The sequence below is a fragment of the Marinobacter salarius genome, assembly GCF_032922745.1.
Classification (GTDB): Bacteria; Pseudomonadota; Gammaproteobacteria; order Pseudomonadales; family Oleiphilaceae; genus Marinobacter.
In genome coordinates this window covers 4,078,250-4,099,209 of the sequence record NZ_CP136693.1, presented here as the reverse complement: position 1 = coordinate 4,099,209, position 20,960 = coordinate 4,078,250, and the positions used below count along the sequence as shown (strand labels likewise).

Genomic DNA, 20,960 nt, shown 5'->3' with positions numbered 1-20,960 from the left:
AAGTCATCGAAGGATAGGCAGGCAACATGGCGACGATTCACGTGGATGGACAACGCTATACGGTCAATGGAGCCCACAACCTGCTCCAGGCGTGTCTGTCCCTCGGCCTGGATATTCCCTATTTCTGCTGGCACCCGGCCATGGGCAGTGTGGGTGCCTGTCGCCAGTGCGCGGTCAAACAGTATAAGGACAAGGACGACGACAAGGGCATGGTGGTGATGTCTTGCATGACGCCCGCCGCGGACCAGACCCGCATTGATATCGACGATGAGGAAGCCAAAGCCTTCCGCGCCAGTGTGGTGGAGTGGCTGATGATCAACCATCCCCATGACTGCCCGGTGTGCGAGGAGGGCGGGCATTGTCACCTGCAGGACATGACGGTGATGACCGGCCATGATCGCCGCCGTTACCGGTTCCGCAAGCGCACGCGCCGGAACCAGTATCTGGGGCCGTTCATTGCCCATGAGATGAACCGGTGCATTACCTGTTACCGCTGTGTGCGTTTTTACAACGACTACGCCGGTGGTACGGACCTGGGGGCCTTTGGTGCCAAGGATAATGTCTATTTCGGTCGCTACGAAGAAGGCATTCTGGAAAGCCCCTTCGCCGGCAATCTTACGGAAGTATGCCCCACCGGCGTGTTTACGGATCAGAGCCATTCCGAACGTTACACCCGCAAGTGGGATTTGCAGTTTGCGCCCGGCATCTGCCATCAGTGTTCAATGGGCTGCAACATCAGCCCGGGGGAGCGGTACGGAGAGTTGCGCCGTATTGAAAATCGCTACCACGGTGAGGTGAACGGGTATTTCCTCTGTGACCGGGGCCGGTTCGGCTACGGTTACGTCAACCGGGCAGATCGTCCGCGTTTGCCGGAATGTCGGGAATCGTCAGACAGTGAGCCGGTCAGCCTCGAAGTGGACACCGCTCTGGCTCGTATCAGCGATGCTCTGCGCCATTCGCGCCGGGTGATCGGCATCGGCTCGCCACGGGCCAGCCTGGAGAGTAATCACCAGTTACAGGCATTGGTCGGCGTGGAAAATTTTTCCACCGGCATTGAGTCGCGGGAACAGGCCTGCCTTGACCTGATGAATCACCTGCAGCGCCATACCGGCCTGCCAACGCCCACGCCCCGGGAGATGGAAAATCACGACGCCGTGCTGGTGCTGGGCGAGGACCCGGTCCAGAGTGCCGGTCGCCTGGGCCTGAGCCTTCGTCAGGCCGCGCTGTCGCGTCGTGAGGCACTGGGCGAGACCATTGGTGTGCCCGCCTGGAATGCCGAAGCCCTCAAAACCCTGGCACAGGATCGTTACCACCCGCTGTTTATCGCCTGGCCCACCACAACGGAGCTGGACGATGTGGCTGCGGCTCGTTATGCCTTGAGTCCCGATGAGATTGCCAGCCTTGGCTTTGCGGTGGCCCATCGGATCGACCCGGCCGCCCCGCCGGTGGAAGGGCTTTCTGAGGCCATGGCTGAGGCTGCTGAAACCATTGCCACTGCTTTAATGGCGGCGGAGCGCCCTTTGGTGGTGAGTGGCGGATCGCTGGCCTCCCAACCGGTACTGGAAGCGGCCGGGAATGTGGCCCGGGCATTGTCCCGGCGCGCAAAACGGGGCGGGCTGGCACTGATACGGCGCGAGGCCAACAGCACGGGCTTGTCGCTGATGGGCGGCCAACCGTTGGACTGGGTACTGGAGGAACTGACCAATGGCCACGCGGATGCCGTGGTGGTGCTGGAAAACGACCTGTACCAACGAGTGCCCCGGCAAACGGTGGATGCAGCGCTGGCACAGGCAGAGATCTGCGTGGTGCTTGATCATCAACGCACGGCAACGGCTGAGCGCGCCAACTTCCTGCTGTCCGCGGCCAGTTTCGCGGAGGCGGACGGTACGCTGGTTAATCTGGAGGGCCGGGCGCAACGCTTCTTCCAGGTATATGACCCAAGTTACATGCGGCCGGAAAGCCGTATTCATGAAAGCTGGCGCTGGTTGCACGCACTGGCGGTGAACCTTCAAGGCGAGAGGGCCGGTGATATCACGCTGGATACCGTCATTGCAGCGTGTGTCGAGGCTCATCCAGAGCTGAGCGGTATGGTGGAGGCCGCTCCCGCCTCACACTACCGCATTGATGGTCTGCAGCTGGCGCGGGAGCCCCACCGGTACAGTGGCCGTACCTCCATGCGGGCTAACCAGAACGTCAGCGAACCACGGGTACCGCAGGACCCGGATTCCGCGTTTGCCTATTCCATGGAGGGCTACAGCGGTTATCACGAGCCCCGGCAGCAGGTGCCCTTTGCCTGGGCGCCCGGCTGGAATTCGCCACAGGCCTGGAACAAGTTTACCGACGAAGTAGGCGGGCATTTGCGCGGCGGTGACCCCGGCGTGCGTTTGATGTGTCCGGTTCCGGGCCAGGGCCATTACAGCCGGCCGCCTCAACGTGCCGAGGGCGTCGAAAGTGGAGAACGCTCGCCAGCTTTACGGGCCCTGATTCTGCCGCGGCTGTTTAGTGGCGAAGAGACGTCCTCATTGGCCGTGCCCATTCAGGAGCGTACGCAAACGCCCAGTGTCACCCTGAGCATGGATGACGCTGAACACTTGTCGATCCGGGGCGGTGACACGGTGACCATTCTTGGGGAAACGATATTGGTGGTTCAGCAGGATGGCTGGCCCAAAGGCTGGATCGGTCTTCCCGCCGGGCTGTTTGCCGGACTGCTTCCGGGAGAACCGGTAGCACTGGACAACTCCGCCGGAGGTGAGCCATGAGCTGGTGGACTCCGCAACTGGCTGCCATTGCCTGGGGGATGTTCCAGGCCCTGGTGATCCTGCTGGGCGCCGTGCTGCTGGGTGCAGTACTCACGATTGTGGAGCGCCGCCTGCTTGGGCTCTGGCAAGACCGTTACGGGCCCAATCGGGTCGGGCCGTTTGGCACGCTGCAACTGGTGGCGGACATGATCAAGATCTTCTTCAAGGAAGACTGGATACCGCCATTCGCCGACCGGCCGCTGTTCGTCCTGGCGCCGGTGATTGCCTTTGCCTCATTGCTGCTGTCGTTTGTCATTATCCCGATCACCCCCGGTTGGGGCGTGGCGGACATGCACGTTGGCCTGCTGTTTTTCCTGGCCATGGCTGGGGTCAACGTATACGCGGTGTTGCTCGGGGGCTGGTCCAGCGGCAACAAATACGCGCTGCTGGGCGCCATGCGCGCCACGGCCCAGACGCTGTCCTACGAAGTGTTCATGGGGTTGTCGCTGATGGGTGTGGTGGCCATGGCCGGGTCGTTCAACCTGCGGGACATCGTCAACGCCCAGGAAGGTTTCTGGTTCATCATTCCCCAGTTCTTCGGTTTTGCCACCTTCCTGATCGCCGGTATAGCCGTCACTCACCGCCACCCGTTCGACCAGCCGGAAGCGGAACAGGAACTGGCCGACGGGTACCACATTGAATATTCCGGCATGAAATTCGGCCTGTTTTTCATCGGCGAATACGTGGGCATGGTGCTGGTGTCGGCGCTGATCGTCACGCTGTTCTTTGGCGGCTGGCACGGCCCGTGGCTGCCGCCAATCCTGTGGTTTGCGCTGAAGACAGGCTTTTTCCTGATGCTGTTTATCCTGCTGCGGGCATCGCTGCCCCGGCCCCGATACGACCGGGTGATGAGTTTTGGCTGGAAGGTGTGCCTACCGCTGACACTAATCAACTTACTGGCGACGGGGGCGGTGATGCTCCTGGTGGCTGAATAAGGGAGGGCTTATGGAAAGAGAAAAGGTCCCGATCATCAAACACATGCTCTGGCTGTTGCCGGCCACCTGGTCGCAATTGCGCACCCTGGGCATGGTGTTCATGCACAGTTTTCGCAAGCGGGAGACAGTGAACTACCCGGAACAACAGGTCTATCTGCCACCGCGCTACCGCGGCCGCATTGTGCTGACCCGCGATCCGGACGGCGAAGAGCGTTGCGTGGCCTGCAACCTGTGTGCGGTGGCCTGCCCGGTGGACTGCATCTCGCTGCAGAAGGGAGAGCAGGAAGACGGCCGCTGGTACCCGGAGTTCTTCCGCATCAACTTCTCCCGCTGCATCTTCTGTGGCATGTGCGAGGAAGCCTGCCCGACGTCGGCCATCCAGCTGACGCCGGACTTCGAGATGGGCGAGTATGATCGCCAGCAACTGGTGTACGAAAAAGAGGATCTGCTGATCAATGGTCCCGGTAAAGACCATGACTACCACTTCTACAAGGTAGCGGGCATGGCCATCGGTGGTAAGGACAAGGGCCAGGCCCAGAACGAGGAGGCGCCTGAGGATGTGCGCACGTTGTTACCCTGATAGTCACCGCAATAGTGACCGTAAGCCGGAGGAGGCAACCTGATGGAGCTGGCCTTCTATGTCAGTGGACTGGTGGCGGTGCTGGCGACCATTGGCGTGATCACTGGCACCAGCCCGGTTCATGCGGTGGTGTATCTGATTGTGTCGCTGATCGCCGTGGCACTGGTGTTCTTTGCCCTGGGGGCACCGTTTGCCGGCGCCCTGGAAATCATCGTGTATGCCGGGGCGATCATGGTGCTGTTTGTGTTCGTGGTGATGATGCTGAACCTGCGGTCGGATGCGGAGCGGGAACCGTCCTGGCGGAATCCTCGCCATTGGGCAGGGCCGTCGTTGCTAACGTTGCTGCTTCTGGGTGCCCTGGCGGCCCTGATCGGTCAGGGTGGCATCGGGCAGATGATCGATGGTGAGCTGCTGACCGCACGAGCCGTGGCCCTGACCCTGTTCGGGCCCTGGTTGATGGTGGTGGAGCTGGCCGCCATTCTCCTGCTGGCGGCCCTGGTGACAGCGTCCCATGTGGGGCGGCGCTCAAACCCCCTGCGAAAGCAGAGCTCAATGGACAACCGCAACCAGGGAGGCAACTCATGACGGGAATTCCCATGGAGCATGGGCTGATCCTGGCCGCCATTCTGTTCAGCCTGGGGCTGCTGGGGCTGATGCTGCGCCGCAGCATGTTGTTTGTGCTGATGAGCCTGGAAGTCATGCTTAATTCGGCGGCGTTGGCATTTGTGGTGGGAGCGACAGCCTGGAACCAGCCCGATGGGCAGGCCATGTTCCTGCTGGTAATTACACTGGCGGCGGCGGAAGCCAGTGTTGGGCTGGCACTGATGATCCAGCTTTATCAGCGGTTCCGCTCCCTGAATCTGGATGCCGTTAGCAGGATGCGTGGATGATGGCGATGGCAGTGATTCTTTCGTTCCTGTTGCCTCTGGCGGGCACGCTGATCCTGGCGTTTAGCGGCGGACGCTTGGGCGCATTGGCCAGTTCCGTAGTGGGCGTCGGTAGCGTGGGGCTGGCGGCGCTGGCCACGGCCTGGGCGACGATGGCTCATGCCGGCGGCAGTGAAGGGATAACCCTTTGGACCTGGATTGCGGTCGGGGATTTCCAGCCCACCATCGGCCTGGCAGTGGATGGCCTGGCGCTGGTGATGATGTCAGTGATTACCGGTGTGGGTTTCCTGATTCACCTCTTCGCCGCCTGGTACATGACCGGTGAGGAAGGCATTACCCGCTTCTACGCCTGGATGAACCTGTTTGTGTTCAGCATGATGCTGCTGGTGCTGGGAGACAACCTGCTGTTGTTGTTCCTCGGCTGGGAGGGTGTAGGCCTCTGCAGCTATGGCCTGATCGGCTATTACTACCAGGGCAGCGCCAATGGCTGGGCGGCTTTCAAGGCGTTCGTGGTGACACGCATTGGCGACGTGTTTCTGGCGCTGGGGCTGTTTCTGATCTTCATGGAGCTGGGCACACTCGATATCCAGGAGTTGCTGGCCCTGGCTCCGCAGCAGTGGCAGGAAGGCAGTACCACCGCCAACCTGGCGGCGTTACTGGTACTTGGTGGTGCCCTCGGCAAGTCGGCTCAGGTCCCACTGCATACCTGGTTGCCCGACGCCATGGCTGGCCCCACGCCGGTGTCTGCGCTGATCCACGCGGCGACCATGGTCACGGCGGGCGTGTACCTGATTGCCCGGCTCAATGGCCTGTTCCTGCTGGCCCCGGATGTGCTCCTGCTGGTCGGCGTGATCGGGGCGGTGTCTCTGCTGCTGGCGGCCTTTGCGGCTCTGGCCCAGACCGATATCAAGCGCGTGCTGGCCTACTCCACCATGAGCCAGATTGGCTACATGTTCGTGGCGTTGGGGGTAGGCGCGTTCGATGCTGCGATCTTCCATCTGGTGACCCACGCCTTCTTCAAGGCCCTGCTGTTCCTGTCTGCCGGGGCAGTGATCATCAGTTGCCACCACGAACAGGACATGCGGCGGCTCGGCGGGCTTTGGCGCAAGCTGCCCGTGGCTTATGGTGGCTTCCTCGTGGGCGGTGCGGCGCTGGTGGCATTGCCACTGGTGTCGGCTGGCTTTTTCAGCAAGGACGAAATCCTGTGGCAGGCAATGGCGGCTGACCAGACCGGCCTATTGATTGTTGGATTGCTGGGTGCGGTGTTGACCGGCATCTATACGGTTCGACTGATCCTCGGCACCTTCCATGGCGAGCCCGGAAGCGACCACGCCCGCCATCCGGAACCCGGCACCAACCCACTGACTCATCACCTCCCGCTGATGGTGCTGGCGGCGCTGTCCACCTTTATCGGCGCCTGGCTCTATCCTGGCCTTGGCGGACTCTTCCCGGACGCACCCGGAGAAGCAGCGGACACCGGCCATACCCTGCTGCAGGTACTTGCCATGGGTGCCGCTATCGCGGGTTTGCTGTTGGCAGCATGGCTGTTCCTTTGGCGGCGTGACTGGCTTGCAAAACAGGTCGGGCAGGGCATAGGCGCCCGCCTGTGGACACTCTGGCACCATGCGTGGGGTTTTGACGCCCTGTTTGACCGGGTGCTGGTGCAGCCCTGGCAGTGGATGGTAAAGGTTCTGAGGGTGGATCTGGTGAACCTGGTGATGAATCTGCCAGCGCTATTGGCGCGTGCGCTTAACGCCGGGCTGGTGAAAAGCCAGAACGGTCGCGTGCGCAGCTACGCCCTGGTGATGGTACTGGGCGCCACGATCATCCTGCTGGCTCTGGCGGTGTTGCCGGGAGGGGTAGCATGATCCTTGTGTGGCTGATCCTGATCCCGTTTGTGGGTGGACTGCTGTGCTGGCAGGCGGACCAGTGGGGCGACAGGGCGCCTCGCTGGATAGCGCTGGCCACCATGTTGTTTGTACTGGTTATCAGCCTGGTGCTCTGGGTAACCGGTGATTTTGCGTTGCCGGGTGAGGTCACCAGGCATTGGCTGCTGGAATGGAGAACGTCCTGGATCCCGCGTTTTGGTATTGAGATTCATCTGGCGATGGACGGCCTGTCGCTGATCCTGGTGGCGTTGACCGGGTTCCTCGGCGCATTGGCTGTACTCTGTTCCTGGCACGAGATTGACCACCGTGTGGGCTTTTTCCACCTGAACCTGCTGTTCATCCTCGGTGGTGTTGTGGGCGTATTCCTGGCGCTGGACCTGTTCCTGTTCTTCCTGTTCTGGGAAATGATGCTGGTGCCGATGTACTTCCTGATTGCGCTCTGGGGGCACAGCGGCTCGGCGGGGCAGACCCGGATTCGAGCCGCTACCCGATTCTTCATCTACACCCAGGCAAGTGGCCTGCTCATGCTGGTGGCGATACTCTCACTGGTGTTCGTGCATTACGCCAACACCGGCGAACTGTCTTTCAGCTACGATACCTTGCTGGATACTGATGTCCCGGAGGCGCTGGCGCCGTGGCTGATGCTGGGCTTCTTCGTCGCCTTTGCCGTGAAGCTGCCGGTGGTGCCCTTCCACGGCTGGCTTCCGGATGCCCATGCCCAGGCGCCGACCGCCGGCAGTGTCGATCTGGCCGGTATCTTGTTGAAAACCGCCGCCTACGGCATCCTGCGGTTTGCGCTGCCGCTGTTCCCGGAAGAGTCCCAGGCGTTTGCGCCTGTCGCCATGACACTCGGGCTGGTGGGCATTATCTATGGCGCCGTCCTGGCTTGTGGTCAGCAGGACATCAAGCGCCTGATCGCCTATACCAGTATTTCCCACATGGGTTTCGTGCTGATTGCCTTGTATTCAGGCTCAGAACTGGCGATTCAAGGGGCGATCATCCTAATGGTGGCCCATGCCTTCTCCAGCGCCGGGCTGTTTATTCTCAGCGGCCAACTGTATGAGCGCATTCACACCCGTGACATGCGGATCATGGGCGGCTTATGGGGTCGAATTCCGGTGCTGCCCGGTTTTACCCTGTGTTTCGTCGCCGCCTCCCTGGGTATGCCTGCCACCGCCAATTTCGTGGGTGAATTCATGGTGCTGTTTGGCACCTTCCCCAGCGCGCCGGTCGTGGTGGTGATTGCCAGCGTGGGGCTGGTGCTGGCGGCGATATACTCCCTGCTGCTGATGCAGCGGGTGCATTATGGCCCGGAATACCGCCAGGGCGCCCTGAGAGGGCCGGACGCGAGAGAATACGGCATGATGTTGGTGCTGCTTGTACTGACGGTGATGGTGGGGCTCTATCCTCAGCCAATACTCGACATTACCGCCCCGATAGCGGGCCCGGCTGCCGATCTGTTTGAGCAAGCCGGGGCAGAACTGGCCAGCCGCGCAGGGGAGGTGAACTGATGCTGACCCTGGCAAATCTGGTTGCACTCATACCACTGATCGTCGTTGGTGCCACCGCGGTGATCGTCATGCTTGGCGTAGCCTGGCAGCGGCACCATGGTGCCACAGCGTTGGTTTCGGCCATTGGGCTGGTATTGGCTCTGGCATGCGTGCCTGTGGCCTCCACAGCATTGTCATCGCCGCCACTGATGACTATGGATGGGCTGGCGTTAATGGGCAGCGTGCTGGTGCTGTTGTGTGCGCTGGTCACGGTCGCCCTGAGTCATCATTACCTGACCGGTTACATTGGCCCCAAGGAAGAGTTTTACCTGTTGCTCTTGTGTGCGGTGACCGGGGCACTGGGGCTGGTGGCCAGCGACCATCTGGCGACCTTGTTCATCAGCCTGGAACTGTTGTCGATGCCCCTCTACGGCATGTTGGCCTATAGCTTTCGGGCAGAACGGTCTCTGGAGGCCGGCATCAAGTATCTGGTTCTGTCTGCGGCCGCGACGGCGTTCCTGTTGTTTGGCATGGCTTTGATCTATGCCCGTACCGGGCATCTCGATCTGGCGGGCCTGGCGGCCGGGCTGGCAAACACCTCCGACGCATGGACGCTGGCCGGGGCTGTGCTGATGCTGGTGGGGCTTGGCTTCAAGCTCTCCATTGTTCCCTTTCATCTCTGGACGCCGGACGTTTACCAGGGTGGGCCTGCGCCGGCCACCATTTTCCTCGCCACGGTCAGCAAGTTGGCGGTGTTCGTGCTGTTGTTGCGTCTGGTGACCGTTGCGCCGGTGTTTAACAGCGACTGGTTGAACACGCTGATAACACTGTTGGCCCTGATCACCATGTTGGGAGGCAACCTGTTGGCGTTGTTCCAATCCAACTTGAAACGACTGCTTGGTTATTCCTCCATTGCCCATTTTGGCTACCTGATGGTGGCCATCGTTGCAGGTGGGGCACTGGCAGTAGAAACCGTGGGGGTTTATCTGGTGACCTACCTCGTCACCACACTGGCAGCCTTCGGCGTGGTTACCCAGCTGTCCAGCCCGTTCAGTGGTGAAGATGCAGCCGGACTGCATTATTACCGTGGGCTGTTCTGGCGCCGTCCATGGCTGGCAGCCGTGATGACCGTGAGCTTCCTGTCCCTGGCCGGCATCCCGCTCACTGCGGGGTTTATCGGCAAGTTCTATGTGTTGGCACTGGGGGTTGCCGAAAACCGCTGGTGGCTGGTGGGCGGTATCGTTGCAGGCAGCGCCATTGGCTTGTTCTACTACCTGAGGGTGATGGTGACCCTGTACCTGCCGGAACCCGGCATGCGCCGGATGGACGCCACCAACGACTGGGGCAACCGCATTGGTGGGCTGACGCTGCTGGTCGTGGCCGTGTTGATCCTGGTGCTGGGTGTTTATCCCTCGCCAATGATCCAGTGGGTGGCCGGGCTGTCGGCAACGGCTTTCTGACGTTTAGCTCCGAAAGTTGCGGCCCGGGTGGAAGCACCGCTTTGCTCTATTTACCAAGAAGCTCACCGACTGGGCGTAAATTAACGACATGGTCGCACAATGACTTGACGATCATCAGGATTGGAGTGGCAACCACGAGGCCTACGGGTCCCCAGAGCCAGCCCCAGAACAGCAGGCCGATAAAAATGGCAACCGCGTTGAGGCTGGAAATATGGCTGGTAAGCCAGGGCGTCAGCAGATAGCCCTGAACGCTGGTGATGGCCAGCGAGGTGCCGGCAACGACGATCGACATCTCCAATTCGCCAAACTGGATAAAGGCCGCCACACCCGTGCCCACGAGCACCAGAAACGGACCCAGGTACGGTATGGCACTGGCGACACCGGCCAGAACGCCCCAAAAACCGGCCTGCTCAACGCCCAATGCCAAGAACGCCAGCCAGGTCAGCACGCCCACGAATACGGCACCTACAAACATCACAAACAGGAACTGCCGTACGCTGCGATGGAACTCGTTCATGATTCGGGCGGCTTTGCGCATTCGAGCAAAAGATGGGCCGGATATTTTGACGATCTTGCGTCTGTACAGTGAGCCAATCGCGAGCATGAAATACACCAGCAATAATGCCGAGAAGCATTGGGAAATCAGCACCAGCGCCGCCGGGGAACCCTGAAGTACGTAATCTTTGATCTCAAGAGGGTCGTCAACCACGCGCACGGGTGTTGCACCCGATCGCGATGCGTCTCTGTTACCCTGATCGGGGCTGGCGGTCGCCTCAATTTTCTTCGCGGCGGATTGCGCTTTTTCCATCATGCTTTCCCCGTCCTTGGGGCGGCTGGCTTCATTCTGCTGAAACTGTTCGATGGCCACCGGTATCTTGTCCAGCATAGCCATGGCTTCCTGCTTCAGGGGAATGCTGGCTCCGGCGATGATACCTATAAGCAGAATCAACACCACAGCCGCCGCCAAGGGACGGGGTACTCTCAACCGATTGATTGTGGCGACAAGGGGTTCAAGGGCGTAGCTGATTAACACGGCCACCACCAGTGGCAAAAGAACCGCCTGGGCCCAGTCGATAAAATAAAGGGTGGCGATACTTGTGAGTGTGATAAGCGACGTGCTGCGCATATTGATGGCATCGATCAGCGCCTGACTGTTCTGGGAGTTGTTGTCTGCTCCCGACTCATCACGCTTTGTCTTATCGCCGTTCTCCATGGGATATTGCCTCCGTGTCTAATCGGTAAAATCGTTGCAGCGCCTCGTAGACTTCCGGCTGTTCCGCTTTCAGATGTTCCGGCTGTTGGTAAAAGGCTTCCGTCAGCACCGCAAAAAACTCGGCGGGTTCGGTGGCGCCATATGGGTCCAGCCAGGGCTTCTGGTGATGTTGAAGCGATTGCCTCAAGTGTTCATAGGCCTGAGTCATCGTTTCCTGCCAATGCCTTGCCTGTTCGCCACTGAGTGGCGGAGCGCCGTCCGCAGTCCCGTCAAGGTAGTCTAGCTGGTGGGCGAATTCATGAAGAATCACGTTATGGTGCCCATCAGGGTTGACCGCACCTTCTTCGCACTGTGTCCAGGCCAGAACGACCTGGCCATGACTGGAGGCTTCGCCAGCGCGAATTTCATTACTCTCGCTCACCACCAGGCCATCATGCTCGACATCCCTGACACGATAGGCGTCCGGATAGACCAGGATACTGCGGATGTCGTCGAAGTCGGAATAGCTGCGGTTCATGATGAGCAGACATGCATGTCCCGCGATGGTCAGGCGTACGGTGTCGTCCACCTCGAACCCGTCGCAGCCGTAAAAGGATTTCTCCGCCAGGAACAGCTGTACATGTTGCTCCAGTTGTCGTTTGAGCTTTGCCGGCAACGCACGGAACAAGGGTACCTGGGACTCGAGCGTCGCACGCCAGTTCTCCGGAAAGGGGGTCTGAAGTTGTCTCTCGCGGCGCCAGTTGCGGTAGAAAAACAGATAGAAAACCGAGGCGGCAATCACGGACAGCGCGCAGAGAGTGTAGATCAGCATTGGCAAGGTTCCGGGGCTGTGTGGTGATTTGACATTTTAGTTCAGTTTGCTAATGAATTAGGTGTTGGGTAGCAACATTCCCACATCTTGATTGAATTCTGATGCCGTTCATCATAGGGGGTTGTAGGGCGGCCGTCAGGGAACTTTTCGTTACTTCCTATCAGTAGTGGCCACCAGTTCGTTCGTGGCATGGAAGCATAAAGGAATCTGCTCCATGTATATCGTGACCAATCGAACCGTCGATGAAAGCAAACACAGTGAAAACGAAGCATTTGGTAGCAAGCCCATTGAGGGTCCCAACGAGTTGCGGCTGGCGGAGGCATCCCGCCGGCGAAACCGCTGGCATATTGATATCCTGCCTGACCAGATCACACCGCAAATGGCGAAGAGTGTCGATCTTAATCCCGACAATACCTACCCGGCGAGCGCCTACGTGGCCCGCAAACTGATCGAGAGATCCGGCCACGGCGCTGGTGCGCGCCCGAACGGAAGAAACCTGCTGTTGTTTGTTCATGGTTACAACAACGATATGACTGATGTGCTTGATCGTGCCGAAAGGCTGGAGCAGAACTTCGGCGTTGAAGTCATTGTGTTCAGTTGGCCCGCCAATGGTGGAGGGTTGCACGGCGTGCTCAGCTACAAGAGCGACAAGCGGGACGCCCTCGCCTCGGTAGGGGCATTCAATCGCGTGCTGGAGAAGCTGGAAGCCCTGGTGAGCGACTTTCATGCGCAGTACGTGATGGATCTGGAGGCGCGTGCGGAAGCCCGGTTTGCAGACAACGCCGCCGCGTGGGACCGCTACTTTGCGAAGGAAGTCGAGAAGCACTGCCCGTTCACTGTGAATCTGATGTTGCACAGCATGGGGAACTATCTCTACAAGCATTTGCTGGGGAGTTCGGTGTACAGCGGAGATCGGCTGCTGTTCGATAACGTTGTGATGGTGGCCGCGGACACCAATAATGAAAACCACGCCGAGTGGGTGGACCGAATTCCCTACCGCAATCGTCTCTATATCACCATCAACGAAAACGACGGAGCCCTGAAGGCTTCTCGCCTGAAAATGGGCGAACAGCAAAAAGCCCGGCTTGGCCATTACCTGCGCCGGCTGGATTCCAGGGTGGCGACCTATATCGACGTTACCGATCAGCCCTATGTCGGGGATTCGCATGCCTATTTCGAGGATAAGCCGTTGAACAACAAAAAGGTGCTGGAGTTCTTTCGGGTCGCGCTGAATGGTCAGGTAGCCGAGAAACCGACACGCTACGATCCCTCACGGAATGTTCACCGACTATAGATCTCGGGGGGTGAATCCTTACAGGACGTATCTTTATGGCAGCGGCCTGACTATTTGATCACAAGTGCCGACAGCAGCTCTCTGGCGCTCCAGACCCGCGGCGTCTTTTCGCGCTCACGCATTAATTGCACGAGTTTGCGGTTGACCGGTGCGTCCGTGCCCAGCTTTTCGGCCAGTTTCACGACTTCGCCATTGATCCAGTCAACTTCCGTTGGGCGCCCGGCCTGAAGATCTTCCCACATGGAGGAACGTGCAACAGGATCGATGGTGAGCATCCGTTTGGCTAGTCGGGTAAACAGCCAATCTGGTAGTGACATCACGGAAGGAATCAGTTTGGTAGGCAGGCCTGTGAGTTTTACCGTGGGTATGCCTGCCGATTTAAGGAGCTCTAGCGTCTCTCTCTGAGCCATTGCCAGGCAGCGGCGATAGTCCCTTTGCGAGAGCTCTTCCAGCAGCGGAACGCCAGAAAGGGCGTTGACCGGGTTATTCAGATTGAGTAACAGCTTGGACCACATCACCGATTCGATATCGCGCCGCAGTTCCAGGGGGAGCCCGGCATGCTCAAACCAGGGCAGGGCCGGTTGCAGTGACGGGTGCCGGTCGGCCATCAGGTGGCCCTGAGTGCCTTGATGGAAATGCCCCGGCTCCTGTTGCAGCACGTTGAATGGAACCATCCCGGCCAATACGTTGGCGTTGGGCATAGCGGCCTGGAGGTGCTCTGCGTTGGAGATTCCGTTTTGCAGGCTGACCACCGGTATGCCCTCGCTCACCCAGGGCGCGAGCTGTTTGCCGGCCTCGGAGGTGGCGGCGGATTTGACCGTTACCAGCACGAGATCGGCGTTGCCCGCCGCCTCGGCAGAGGTCACATACTGGTGCTCGGCCAGTTGGCTGTGGAAGCGAAACCCTTCATAGTCAGTGACCGTCAGTGGGGAGGTTCGAAGGCGCTCCTGCATGGTCTTTCGGCCCACCATGACCACGTTCACACCGGAAGAAAGAAGCCTGCCTCCGAGGTAACAGCCGATACTGCCAGCGCCAAATATAACGACCTTGAAAGAACTCTGCGTCACGGGCTTTGCCTTATTGTTTTCCCGAATAGTGAAAGGGCTGCCCGCGAGAGTCAACTGTCGGGGCTCCGGCAAGACGTTGGCGGAGCCTTGTTCAGTGGTTCCGTGTCAGATGTTGTTCGGGTTCCGAGGCATGGCAACCAGCCGTTTTGGCTGGAAGGCCCGCAGTGTCAGATAGGCGAGTGGCGCAATCACGCCAAGGAGCGGCGTGGCGACCAGGAAGGGTGCAAAGCTCCTGAAATGCCCGCCCTGGGCAACATGATCGCGGTACAGAAAGTACATCAGCAACAGCAGGGCGATGCCTAGATCGAGGACGACCTGCAGGGATTCCTTTTCGGCGAACAGGCTGATGGCCCATTGCCAGAAGTCTTTATCCGAGGTGGCCAGCACCCACAGAGTGAAACTGATGAAAAGTACGAAAACCAGTGGGACGATGCGAGTCAGTATCATGACAGTGTGCCTCCGTGTACGGGGTGTAAAAATTGAGTATGCTTTCGACAAAGATCATGCGCCTGTAGTTATACCGGCGCACTTCCCGATTAGGTAAAGGCCAGGCAACATGACTGTCAGCGAAACATCGATTTCCCGGGGTGGCGAACACAGCGCGTTTGGCCACAAGCTGCGGTATTGGCGACGTCATCGGGGCATGAGTCAGTTGGACCTGGCGCTGGAGGCGGACATATCACCCCGCCATCTTTCTTTTATTGAAACCGGCCGTTCCCGCCCGAAGCGAGACCTGATACTGAAGCTCGCTGGAACCCTTGAGGTTCCCTTGCGTGAGCGCAATGAAATGTTGATGGCTGCCGGGTTGCCAGCGGCCTATTTCGAGGAAGACTATGACAGCAAGGAACTGGCGGTCTACCGCAAGGCCATTCATGAGCTGATCACCAGTCATCAGCCATATCCCGCCTTGGTACTCAATCGCTGGGGCGATGTGGTGGATGGCAACGCGACGGCGTTTCTGATGTTTCCTGAGTTCAAAGTAGACCCGCCTGCCAATCTCTACCGCGAGTATCTGTCCTCAACGAAATGGAAAGAACTGGTCGTAAACTGGGACGAGGTGGCCTGGGCGGCCTATGAATACTTGGTCAATGACGCTTCCCGCTACCAGGGGGACGAGCGCATGCAGGCACTTATCCAGGAAGTCCAGGATCTGTTGCGGAAGACCCCCAGGCCGGAATTGATGCCGGCGAGCCCGTCGATCCATACGCGCCTGAACATGGGAGGGGACATCCTGGAAACCACCACAATGATTGCGCACTTCGGGCCCGTGAACGATGTGTTTCTCTCGGAGCTACGGGTCGAGATGATCTTTCCCGCCAACGACAGTGCCCGGCGATTTTTCTCTCAATTTGAGGGTTGAACACTGCAGTGGTGAGTCCGTATAACGGACCTTTACCCCAATAACAGGAGGCTGTCATGCCTGAACAAAGAACCGTTGTGATTACCGGGGCCAATCGCGGCATCGGGCTTGAGTTGGCCCGTCACTTTGCAGGTGAAGGCTGTGACGTGATTGGCGTATGTCGGGAAGCGTCATCCGAGCTCAAGGAGGTGGCGACTCGTGTCATTGAATCTGTTGACGTCACCACGGCAAGTGGACTTCAGTCATTGATTGACGGCGTGAAGGGCCAGTCGATCGACCTGCTGATCAATAATGCCGGCCTGCTGCAGGATGAAAAACTGGGCAGCATTGATTTCGATTCCATTCGTACCCAGATGGAAATCAACGCTTACGCGCCATTGAGGGTGGCGGAAGCGCTGGTGTCCCAGATACCGTACGGCGGTAAGATTGCCAACATCACCAGCCGGATGGGCTCTATCGCGGACAACGACTCCGGCGGCCGCTATGGCTACCGTGCGTCCAAGGCGGCGCTGAACGCCTTTGGCAAGTCCCTGGCGATGGACCTTAAACCAAAGGGCATTGCGGTGGCCCAGCTCCATCCTGGTTATGTGCAAACCCGTATGGTGAATTTCGGCGGACTGATTACGCCCGAGGAGTCAGCAAAGGGCTTGGCGGCGAGAATCGAGGGCCTTAACCTGGAAAACACGGGCTCCTTCTGGCACAGCAATGGTGAGGAACTGCCCTGGTAATAGCTTGCCAGGGGCCTCGCTCAGTGGCATAGGTGGCTGACAAAGCTGGAGACCGGTGGATGCCGGGCAATCGTCTCGGGGCAGATGACCACCAGTTCCTTTGCAAGCCCGGGATCGCTGACGGGGATGGCTCGCAGGGTGCCTGCTCGCACTTCGTCAGTGACCGAAGCCGCCAACACCAGCGAAATACCCACCCCCGCCTTGACCGCCTGCTTTACGGCTTCGGTACTGCCCAGTTGCATCGATACCTCCGGAAAAGGCCCGTCGTCGCCAAAGAAATTAGCCAATAAACGGCCAGTGCCGGTCCCTGGCTCGCCGCCCAGCAGCGTCATTCCTGCCAGGGCTTCCCGGTTGATCTGCGTCATATCGGCACAGGGGTGGCCAGGCGGCACAATCAACACCACTGGCTCCTGTTTCCAGTCACGGGCCTGGAAGCCGGGCTTGGGGTGCCACCACTCCATGACTGCGATATCCAATTCGCCGCTGGTGAGCTGTCGTGCGATGGCGGGGTTATTGTCGATCACCAGATCCACGTGCGGAGAGGTCTTCCGGTCCATGAAGGAGCGAACGTGAGGCTGCAGCATGTAGATACCGATGTTGGAGCTGGCACCTACCCGCAGACTTGTTCCCGTGACCGCCTCCCGCGCGCGTTGGTCCAGGCGTAACATGCTTAGGGCGAACGGCATCAGCGCCTGGGCCGCCCTGGTGGGTTCGCAACCGGACTTGCCGCGTTGGATCAATAATACGTCCAGCTGCTCCTCCAGTTTCTGAATGTGCTGGGATAGGGTGGGCTGGGCGATGCCGAGGTGATTGGCGGCGGCCTGGAAACTGCGGTGCTGAACGAGGGTGATAAAACTCTTGAGCCAGACCAGGTTCAGCATACTGTTCCCTTGGGTTCGAGCGGTGAGTTGACCGCGTCCTGGGGCTGATGGCCTCTGAGCGCCTGAAGGATGTTGTCGGCTGCCCGCTGTTCGATGGCAAATCTCACGTCCCTGACGGCCGAGCCCGTGTGTGCGGTGAACAGGGTGTTCGGGTGGGCCAGCAGTGCCGGATCAATCCGCTGCGGGCGGTCCGGTCTGGCCCAGTCTTCCATTTCAAACACGTCCGCCGCGTAGCCACCCAGATGTCCGTACGTCAGCGATTGCAGAACGGCTGCCTCGTCCACGACGGAACCCCGGCAGGGATTGATCAGAAAACTACCGCGTTTCATCTGGCGCAGGCGGTCAGCGTTGAGCGTGTGCAGGGTATGTTCATTAAGCGCCAGGGCCAGTATGACGATGTCGGATTCGGCCAGCAGGTCATCAAGCTCTGACCTGGAAAGGCCCAGGGCGTCTTCTTCGGCAGCCGGTAGGCTTTCCGGTTGTGAGTACAGTATTCGTGCGCCCCAGCCCTGGAGCCGTGTAGCCACGGCTTTGCCGATGGCTCCCATGCCCACAATACCAATGGTCGAGCCTTCAATGCCGAGGCCATAGAATTGAGGCTGCCAGCCCTGGAATTCTCCGGAACGGACGAACTGGTCTGCTGGCCGGATCTGGCGAATCAGGCCTATGGTTAATCCAACGGTGAGTTCGGCGGTGGGCACGGTCAGCAAATCGGGGACGAAGGTCAGCCAGACTCCGTGACGGGTGCAGGCGTCCACGTCAAAGTTATCGAATCCCTTCAGGGCAGCGCCGATCACTTTCAGGTCGGGGCAGGCCACCAGAAATTCCTCGCTAACGCGATCTGGCATAAACGCCATCATGGCATCGGCCGTAGCCGCGCGAGCTCTCACCGAATCCGGTGGCAGGGTGACGGCAGACTGGTTAGTGATCAGCTCGCAGTGGGGCTCCAGGCTGGCAAGTATACTGTCGTGGACCCGGTGGGTGATGACAACTCTTGGTTTCATTCGCTGTCCTTATTTGAATGTCTTACGGAGGTGGCCGCTCAGGCTGTCCACCATCGTTACCATCAGCAGTATGACAATGAGGATGGCACTGACTTCCTGATACTGCATGATGCGCAACGACCCCATGAGCTCGAAGCCGATACCGCCGGCACCGACCATGCCCATGACGGTGGAGGCGCGAAAGTTGTATTCCCAGCGATAGATAGACACATCGGCAAACTGTGGTAGCACCTGCGGCAGAACCGCGTGCCAGAGTACTTGCAAACGCGTGGCTCCGGAGGCATCAGCGGCCTCAACGGGGGCTTCATCCACATGCTCTATGGCTTCTGCGAAGAACTTGCCGACCATACCGATTGAATGCAGGCCAAGGGCCAACACCCCTGGCAGTGCGCCAAAACCCACGGCCGCGACGAAAATAATGCCCATGATGAGTTCCGGTACGGAACGCAGGCCGTTCAGCAGGGTGCGGGTCAGGTGAAACACAGCAGGATGGGGCGTGGTGTTTCGGGCCGCCAGAAAGGCCAGGGGCACGGAGGCTGAAACCGCAATCGCGGTGCCGGCGATGCTCATCGCCAGTGTGTCCAGCAGGGGCGATACCCAGTCCATCACATTGGTGAAATCAGGTGGTAGTGATTCTCGTAACAGGGTGGCGATCGCGGGGACGCCGTTAGCAAGGGTGCGGAAGTCGAGCAGGTCCACGTACCAGCTGGCGAAAAAGACCACCGCCAGTACCAGGCCTGCCTGCCAAAGCTTGCTCCGCCAGCCCCGTGCGTGTTCGTCCAGCACGGAAGCCGACGGAGCCGGCGACAGGGCCGCCGGTTCCGTCGTCGTGTGAGTCATAAAGCCTCTTACATCTTCGCGAAATCAAGGTTGAGCAGGCCGCCCATCTTGCGGATCACGTCGTAGTCGGAATCCTCGATAGCGGCAAACCCCTCGGCCTTAAGGTTGTTCAGGATTTCTTTGTCATTAATGCTGATGAAGGCGTCGCGTATCTTTGCCTTGAGGTCCGGGTTCAGGTTTGACCGCATGGCCCACGGATACTGTGGGAACTCGCCGCTGTAGCCAAGAATCCGGACGTTATCGCGATCAATCAGGCCACGGTCCATGACATGCTGGAAGATGACTTCCGACAGGCCGCCAGCCTCAGCGTTGCCGTTGGCCACGTTCACCGCAACGGAATCGTGGCTGCCGACGAAGTGGGCTTCATAGTCCCTGTCTGCTTCCAGTCCGGCAGATTCAAGCAGCACCGTTTTGGGGATGAGGTGGCTTGAGGTGGAGGCGCGATCGCCATAGGCCATTTTCTTGCCCTTGATATCGTCATAGGACTTCACGCCCGAGTCCGCATTGGCGATGAGGATGGAACGGTACGTGGGTTTGCCGTCTACAATCATGGCGGCGAAAGGCTCGATGTCGCTTTTACTCTTCGCCATCACGTAGGACAGTGGGCCGAAATAGCCAAGGTCGATACGGCCGAAGCGCATGGCTTCGATCATGGACGAATAGTCCGTTGTGACGATCAGTTCCACTTCTTTCCCGAGGGTGCTTTCCAGGTAGTCTTTCAGAGGCTGGTTGCGCTTGATCAGTTCAGAGGCATTTTCATCGGGGAGCAGGGCGACCTTCAGCAGATCCGGGTTGGGGTCTGCTGCGGAGGCCTGCATGTTCATTCCCATCATCAGGCAGAGCACTAACACGAGGTTGAATAACGGTTTCATTGGGCGATCTCCAGTTGCTTGGTGGGATGGTTCGATGGTTGAGGGTGGGAGGTCTGCGCGGCGGTCTTGCCGGGGTCGGAAACTGCAACGCTCGCGCTGTGGTAGATCTCATCAAGATGGTGTTGCTCCAGCTTTGCCGGTTCCGCATCGAATACGATCCGGGCGTTTGCCAGGCCGATGATGCGATCGGCAAACCGCCGGGCGTACTCCAGCTGGTGGAGTGACATTACGGCGGTGATACCGTCCTCCCGGCAGATATCGCGCAAGAGTGTGAGTACCCGTTCGGACGTTGCGGGGTCCAGACTGGCGACAGGCTCATCCGCGAGGATCATGGACGGCTGTTGCGCCAGGGCGCGGGCGATACCCACCCGTTGTTGTTGGCCGCCAGACAGTTGATCCACCCGCGCAAGGGCCTTTTCACCAAGACCAACACGCTCCAGGCAACGCAAGGCGTACTCCAGTTCCGCCCTCGGTAGGGGAAACAGGCTGCGCCACGTACTGTGGTAGGCAAGCCGGCCTGTGAGTACATTCTGGAGCGCGGTATGTCGTTCGATGAGTTGGTGGTGCTGGAAGACCATGGCAGTTCTACATCGGTGCCGGCGGACCGTCCTGCTGGTCTTCAGGGTGCCGAACTCAGCCGAGATCACCGTGCCGGTGGTGGGTTGCACCAGATGATTGAGTGAACGCAGAAGGGTCGATTTGCCCGCGCCCGAAAGGCCGAGTAGTACCGTAAACTCACCTTTGTGGAACTCGACGGTGGTAGGCCGCAGCGCCAGGATGTTGCCGGGGTATGTTACTCCCATGTCCTCGATGCGGAGCATCATATCGGGGGAATGCATAGACGGCATGGA

Annotated in this window: 20 protein-coding genes; 11 read left to right on the top strand and 9 right to left on the bottom strand. The window is 59.4% G+C overall.

Translation table 11 applies throughout. The features are described from left to right. Window positions 1-26: 26 nt before the first annotated feature. The 8 genes from nuoG to nuoN are packed head-to-tail and all read left to right on the top strand — an operon-like array spanning window position 27 to window position 10,039. Entirely contained in the window at window positions 27-2,759 is a 2,733-nt protein-coding gene (nuoG, locus tag R1T46_RS19055; protein ID WP_317306608.1) for an NADH-quinone oxidoreductase subunit NuoG, read from the top strand. Continuing rightward, entirely contained in the window at window positions 2,756-3,733 is a 978-nt protein-coding gene (gene nuoH, locus R1T46_RS19050; RefSeq protein ID WP_317306607.1) for an NADH-quinone oxidoreductase subunit NuoH, read from the top strand. The genes nuoG and nuoH overlap by 4 nt, the downstream gene beginning before the upstream one ends. Before the next feature lie 31 nt (window positions 3,734-3,764). After that, a complete protein-coding gene (gene nuoI / locus R1T46_RS19045; protein ID WP_036205735.1) occupies window positions 3,765-4,313 on the top strand; it encodes an NADH-quinone oxidoreductase subunit NuoI in 549 nt (182 codons plus the stop codon). A gap of 42 nt (window positions 4,314-4,355) precedes the next feature. Next, a complete protein-coding gene (nuoJ, locus tag R1T46_RS19040) occupies window positions 4,356-4,898 on the top strand; it encodes an NADH-quinone oxidoreductase subunit J (protein ID WP_317306605.1) in 543 nt (180 codons plus the stop codon). After that, window positions 4,895-5,203: an NADH-quinone oxidoreductase subunit NuoK gene (gene nuoK, locus R1T46_RS19035; protein WP_007151973.1), complete on the top strand. Its 309-nt coding sequence runs from the start codon at window positions 4,895-4,897 to the stop codon at window positions 5,201-5,203. The genes nuoJ and nuoK overlap by 4 nt, the downstream gene beginning before the upstream one ends. Then, a complete protein-coding gene (gene nuoL, locus R1T46_RS19030; RefSeq protein ID WP_407070146.1) occupies window positions 5,200-7,068 on the top strand; it encodes an NADH-quinone oxidoreductase subunit L in 1,869 nt (622 codons plus the stop codon). Before nuoK ends, nuoL begins: the two co-directional genes overlap by 4 nt. After that, the gene (gene nuoM, locus R1T46_RS19025; protein ID WP_317306603.1) at window positions 7,065-8,600 is read left to right on the top strand and encodes an NADH-quinone oxidoreductase subunit M; all 1,536 of its coding nucleotides are present in this window, start codon (window positions 7,065-7,067) and stop codon (window positions 8,598-8,600) included. Before nuoL ends, nuoM begins: the two co-directional genes overlap by 4 nt. Further along, window positions 8,600-10,039, top strand: a complete 1,440-nt coding sequence (gene nuoN, locus R1T46_RS19020; protein WP_317306602.1) for an NADH-quinone oxidoreductase subunit NuoN — start codon at window positions 8,600-8,602, stop codon at window positions 10,037-10,039. Before nuoM ends, nuoN begins: the two co-directional genes overlap by 1 nt. A 46-nt stretch (window positions 10,040-10,085) precedes the next feature. Here the strand turns inward: nuoN and R1T46_RS19015 are convergent, their stop codons facing one another. After that, window positions 10,086-11,252 carry an AI-2E family transporter gene (locus R1T46_RS19015; protein WP_317306601.1) on the bottom strand — a complete coding sequence of 389 codons (1,167 nt, stop codon included), beginning with the start codon at window positions 11,250-11,252 and terminating at the stop codon, window positions 10,086-10,088. Beyond that, window positions 11,236-12,063: a zinc-dependent peptidase gene (locus R1T46_RS19010; RefSeq protein ID WP_317306600.1), complete on the bottom strand. Its 828-nt coding sequence runs from the start codon at window positions 12,061-12,063 to the stop codon at window positions 11,236-11,238. The genes R1T46_RS19015 and R1T46_RS19010 overlap by 17 nt, the downstream gene beginning before the upstream one ends. A 214-nt stretch (window positions 12,064-12,277) precedes the next feature. On the opposite strand from R1T46_RS19010, the gene R1T46_RS19005 reads away from it, so the two are divergent. Then, on the top strand, window positions 12,278-13,357 hold the full coding sequence (locus R1T46_RS19005) for an alpha/beta hydrolase (RefSeq protein WP_317306599.1): 1,080 nt from the start codon (window positions 12,278-12,280) through the stop codon (window positions 13,355-13,357). A 50-nt stretch (window positions 13,358-13,407) separates the two neighbouring features. On the opposite strand, the gene R1T46_RS19000 is transcribed toward R1T46_RS19005, so the two are convergent. Further along, complete coding sequence (locus tag R1T46_RS19000) at window positions 13,408-14,424, bottom strand: 2-dehydropantoate 2-reductase (RefSeq protein ID WP_286809977.1); 1,017 nt, start codon at window positions 14,422-14,424, stop codon at window positions 13,408-13,410. 105 nt (window positions 14,425-14,529) lie between these two features. Further along, window positions 14,530-14,871 (bottom strand): hypothetical protein, encoded by a 342-nt coding sequence (locus R1T46_RS18995; protein ID WP_199448929.1) that lies wholly within the window; start codon window positions 14,869-14,871, stop codon window positions 14,530-14,532. A gap of 109 nt (window positions 14,872-14,980) precedes the next feature. On the opposite strand from R1T46_RS18995, the gene R1T46_RS18990 reads away from it, so the two are divergent. Then, entirely contained in the window at window positions 14,981-15,784 is an 804-nt protein-coding gene (locus R1T46_RS18990) for a helix-turn-helix domain-containing protein (RefSeq protein ID WP_199448930.1), read from the top strand. A gap of 56 nt (window positions 15,785-15,840) precedes the next feature. Then, window positions 15,841-16,512: an SDR family oxidoreductase gene (locus R1T46_RS18985; RefSeq protein WP_317306596.1), complete on the top strand. Its 672-nt coding sequence runs from the start codon at window positions 15,841-15,843 to the stop codon at window positions 16,510-16,512. A 20-nt stretch (window positions 16,513-16,532) separates the two neighbouring features. Here R1T46_RS18985 and R1T46_RS18980 read toward each other — a convergent pair whose 3' ends face one another. From R1T46_RS18980 to phnC, 5 genes are read right to left on the bottom strand one after another with little or no spacing between them, the layout of a single operon-like run. Further along, on the bottom strand, window positions 16,533-17,393 hold the full coding sequence (locus tag R1T46_RS18980) for a LysR family transcriptional regulator (protein WP_075195889.1): 861 nt from the start codon (window positions 17,391-17,393) through the stop codon (window positions 16,533-16,535). Next, window positions 17,387-18,397: a phosphonate dehydrogenase gene (locus R1T46_RS18975; protein ID WP_075195888.1), complete on the bottom strand. Its 1,011-nt coding sequence runs from the start codon at window positions 18,395-18,397 to the stop codon at window positions 17,387-17,389. The genes R1T46_RS18980 and R1T46_RS18975 overlap by 7 nt, the downstream gene beginning before the upstream one ends. 9 nt (window positions 18,398-18,406) lie before the next feature. Continuing rightward, a complete protein-coding gene (gene phnE / locus R1T46_RS18970; RefSeq protein ID WP_051946615.1) occupies window positions 18,407-19,237 on the bottom strand; it encodes a phosphonate ABC transporter, permease protein PhnE in 831 nt (276 codons plus the stop codon). Window positions 19,238-19,245: 8 nt separating this feature from the next. Next, window positions 19,246-20,109, bottom strand: coding sequence for a phosphate/phosphite/phosphonate ABC transporter substrate-binding protein (gene phnD / locus R1T46_RS18965; protein ID WP_036204430.1), 864 nt, complete (start codon window positions 20,107-20,109; stop codon window positions 19,246-19,248). Then, window positions 20,106-20,957, bottom strand: coding sequence for a phosphonate ABC transporter ATP-binding protein (phnC, locus tag R1T46_RS18960; protein WP_085681393.1), 852 nt, complete (start codon window positions 20,955-20,957; stop codon window positions 20,106-20,108). The genes phnD and phnC overlap by 4 nt, the downstream gene beginning before the upstream one ends. Window positions 20,958-20,960 lie beyond the last annotated feature (3 nt).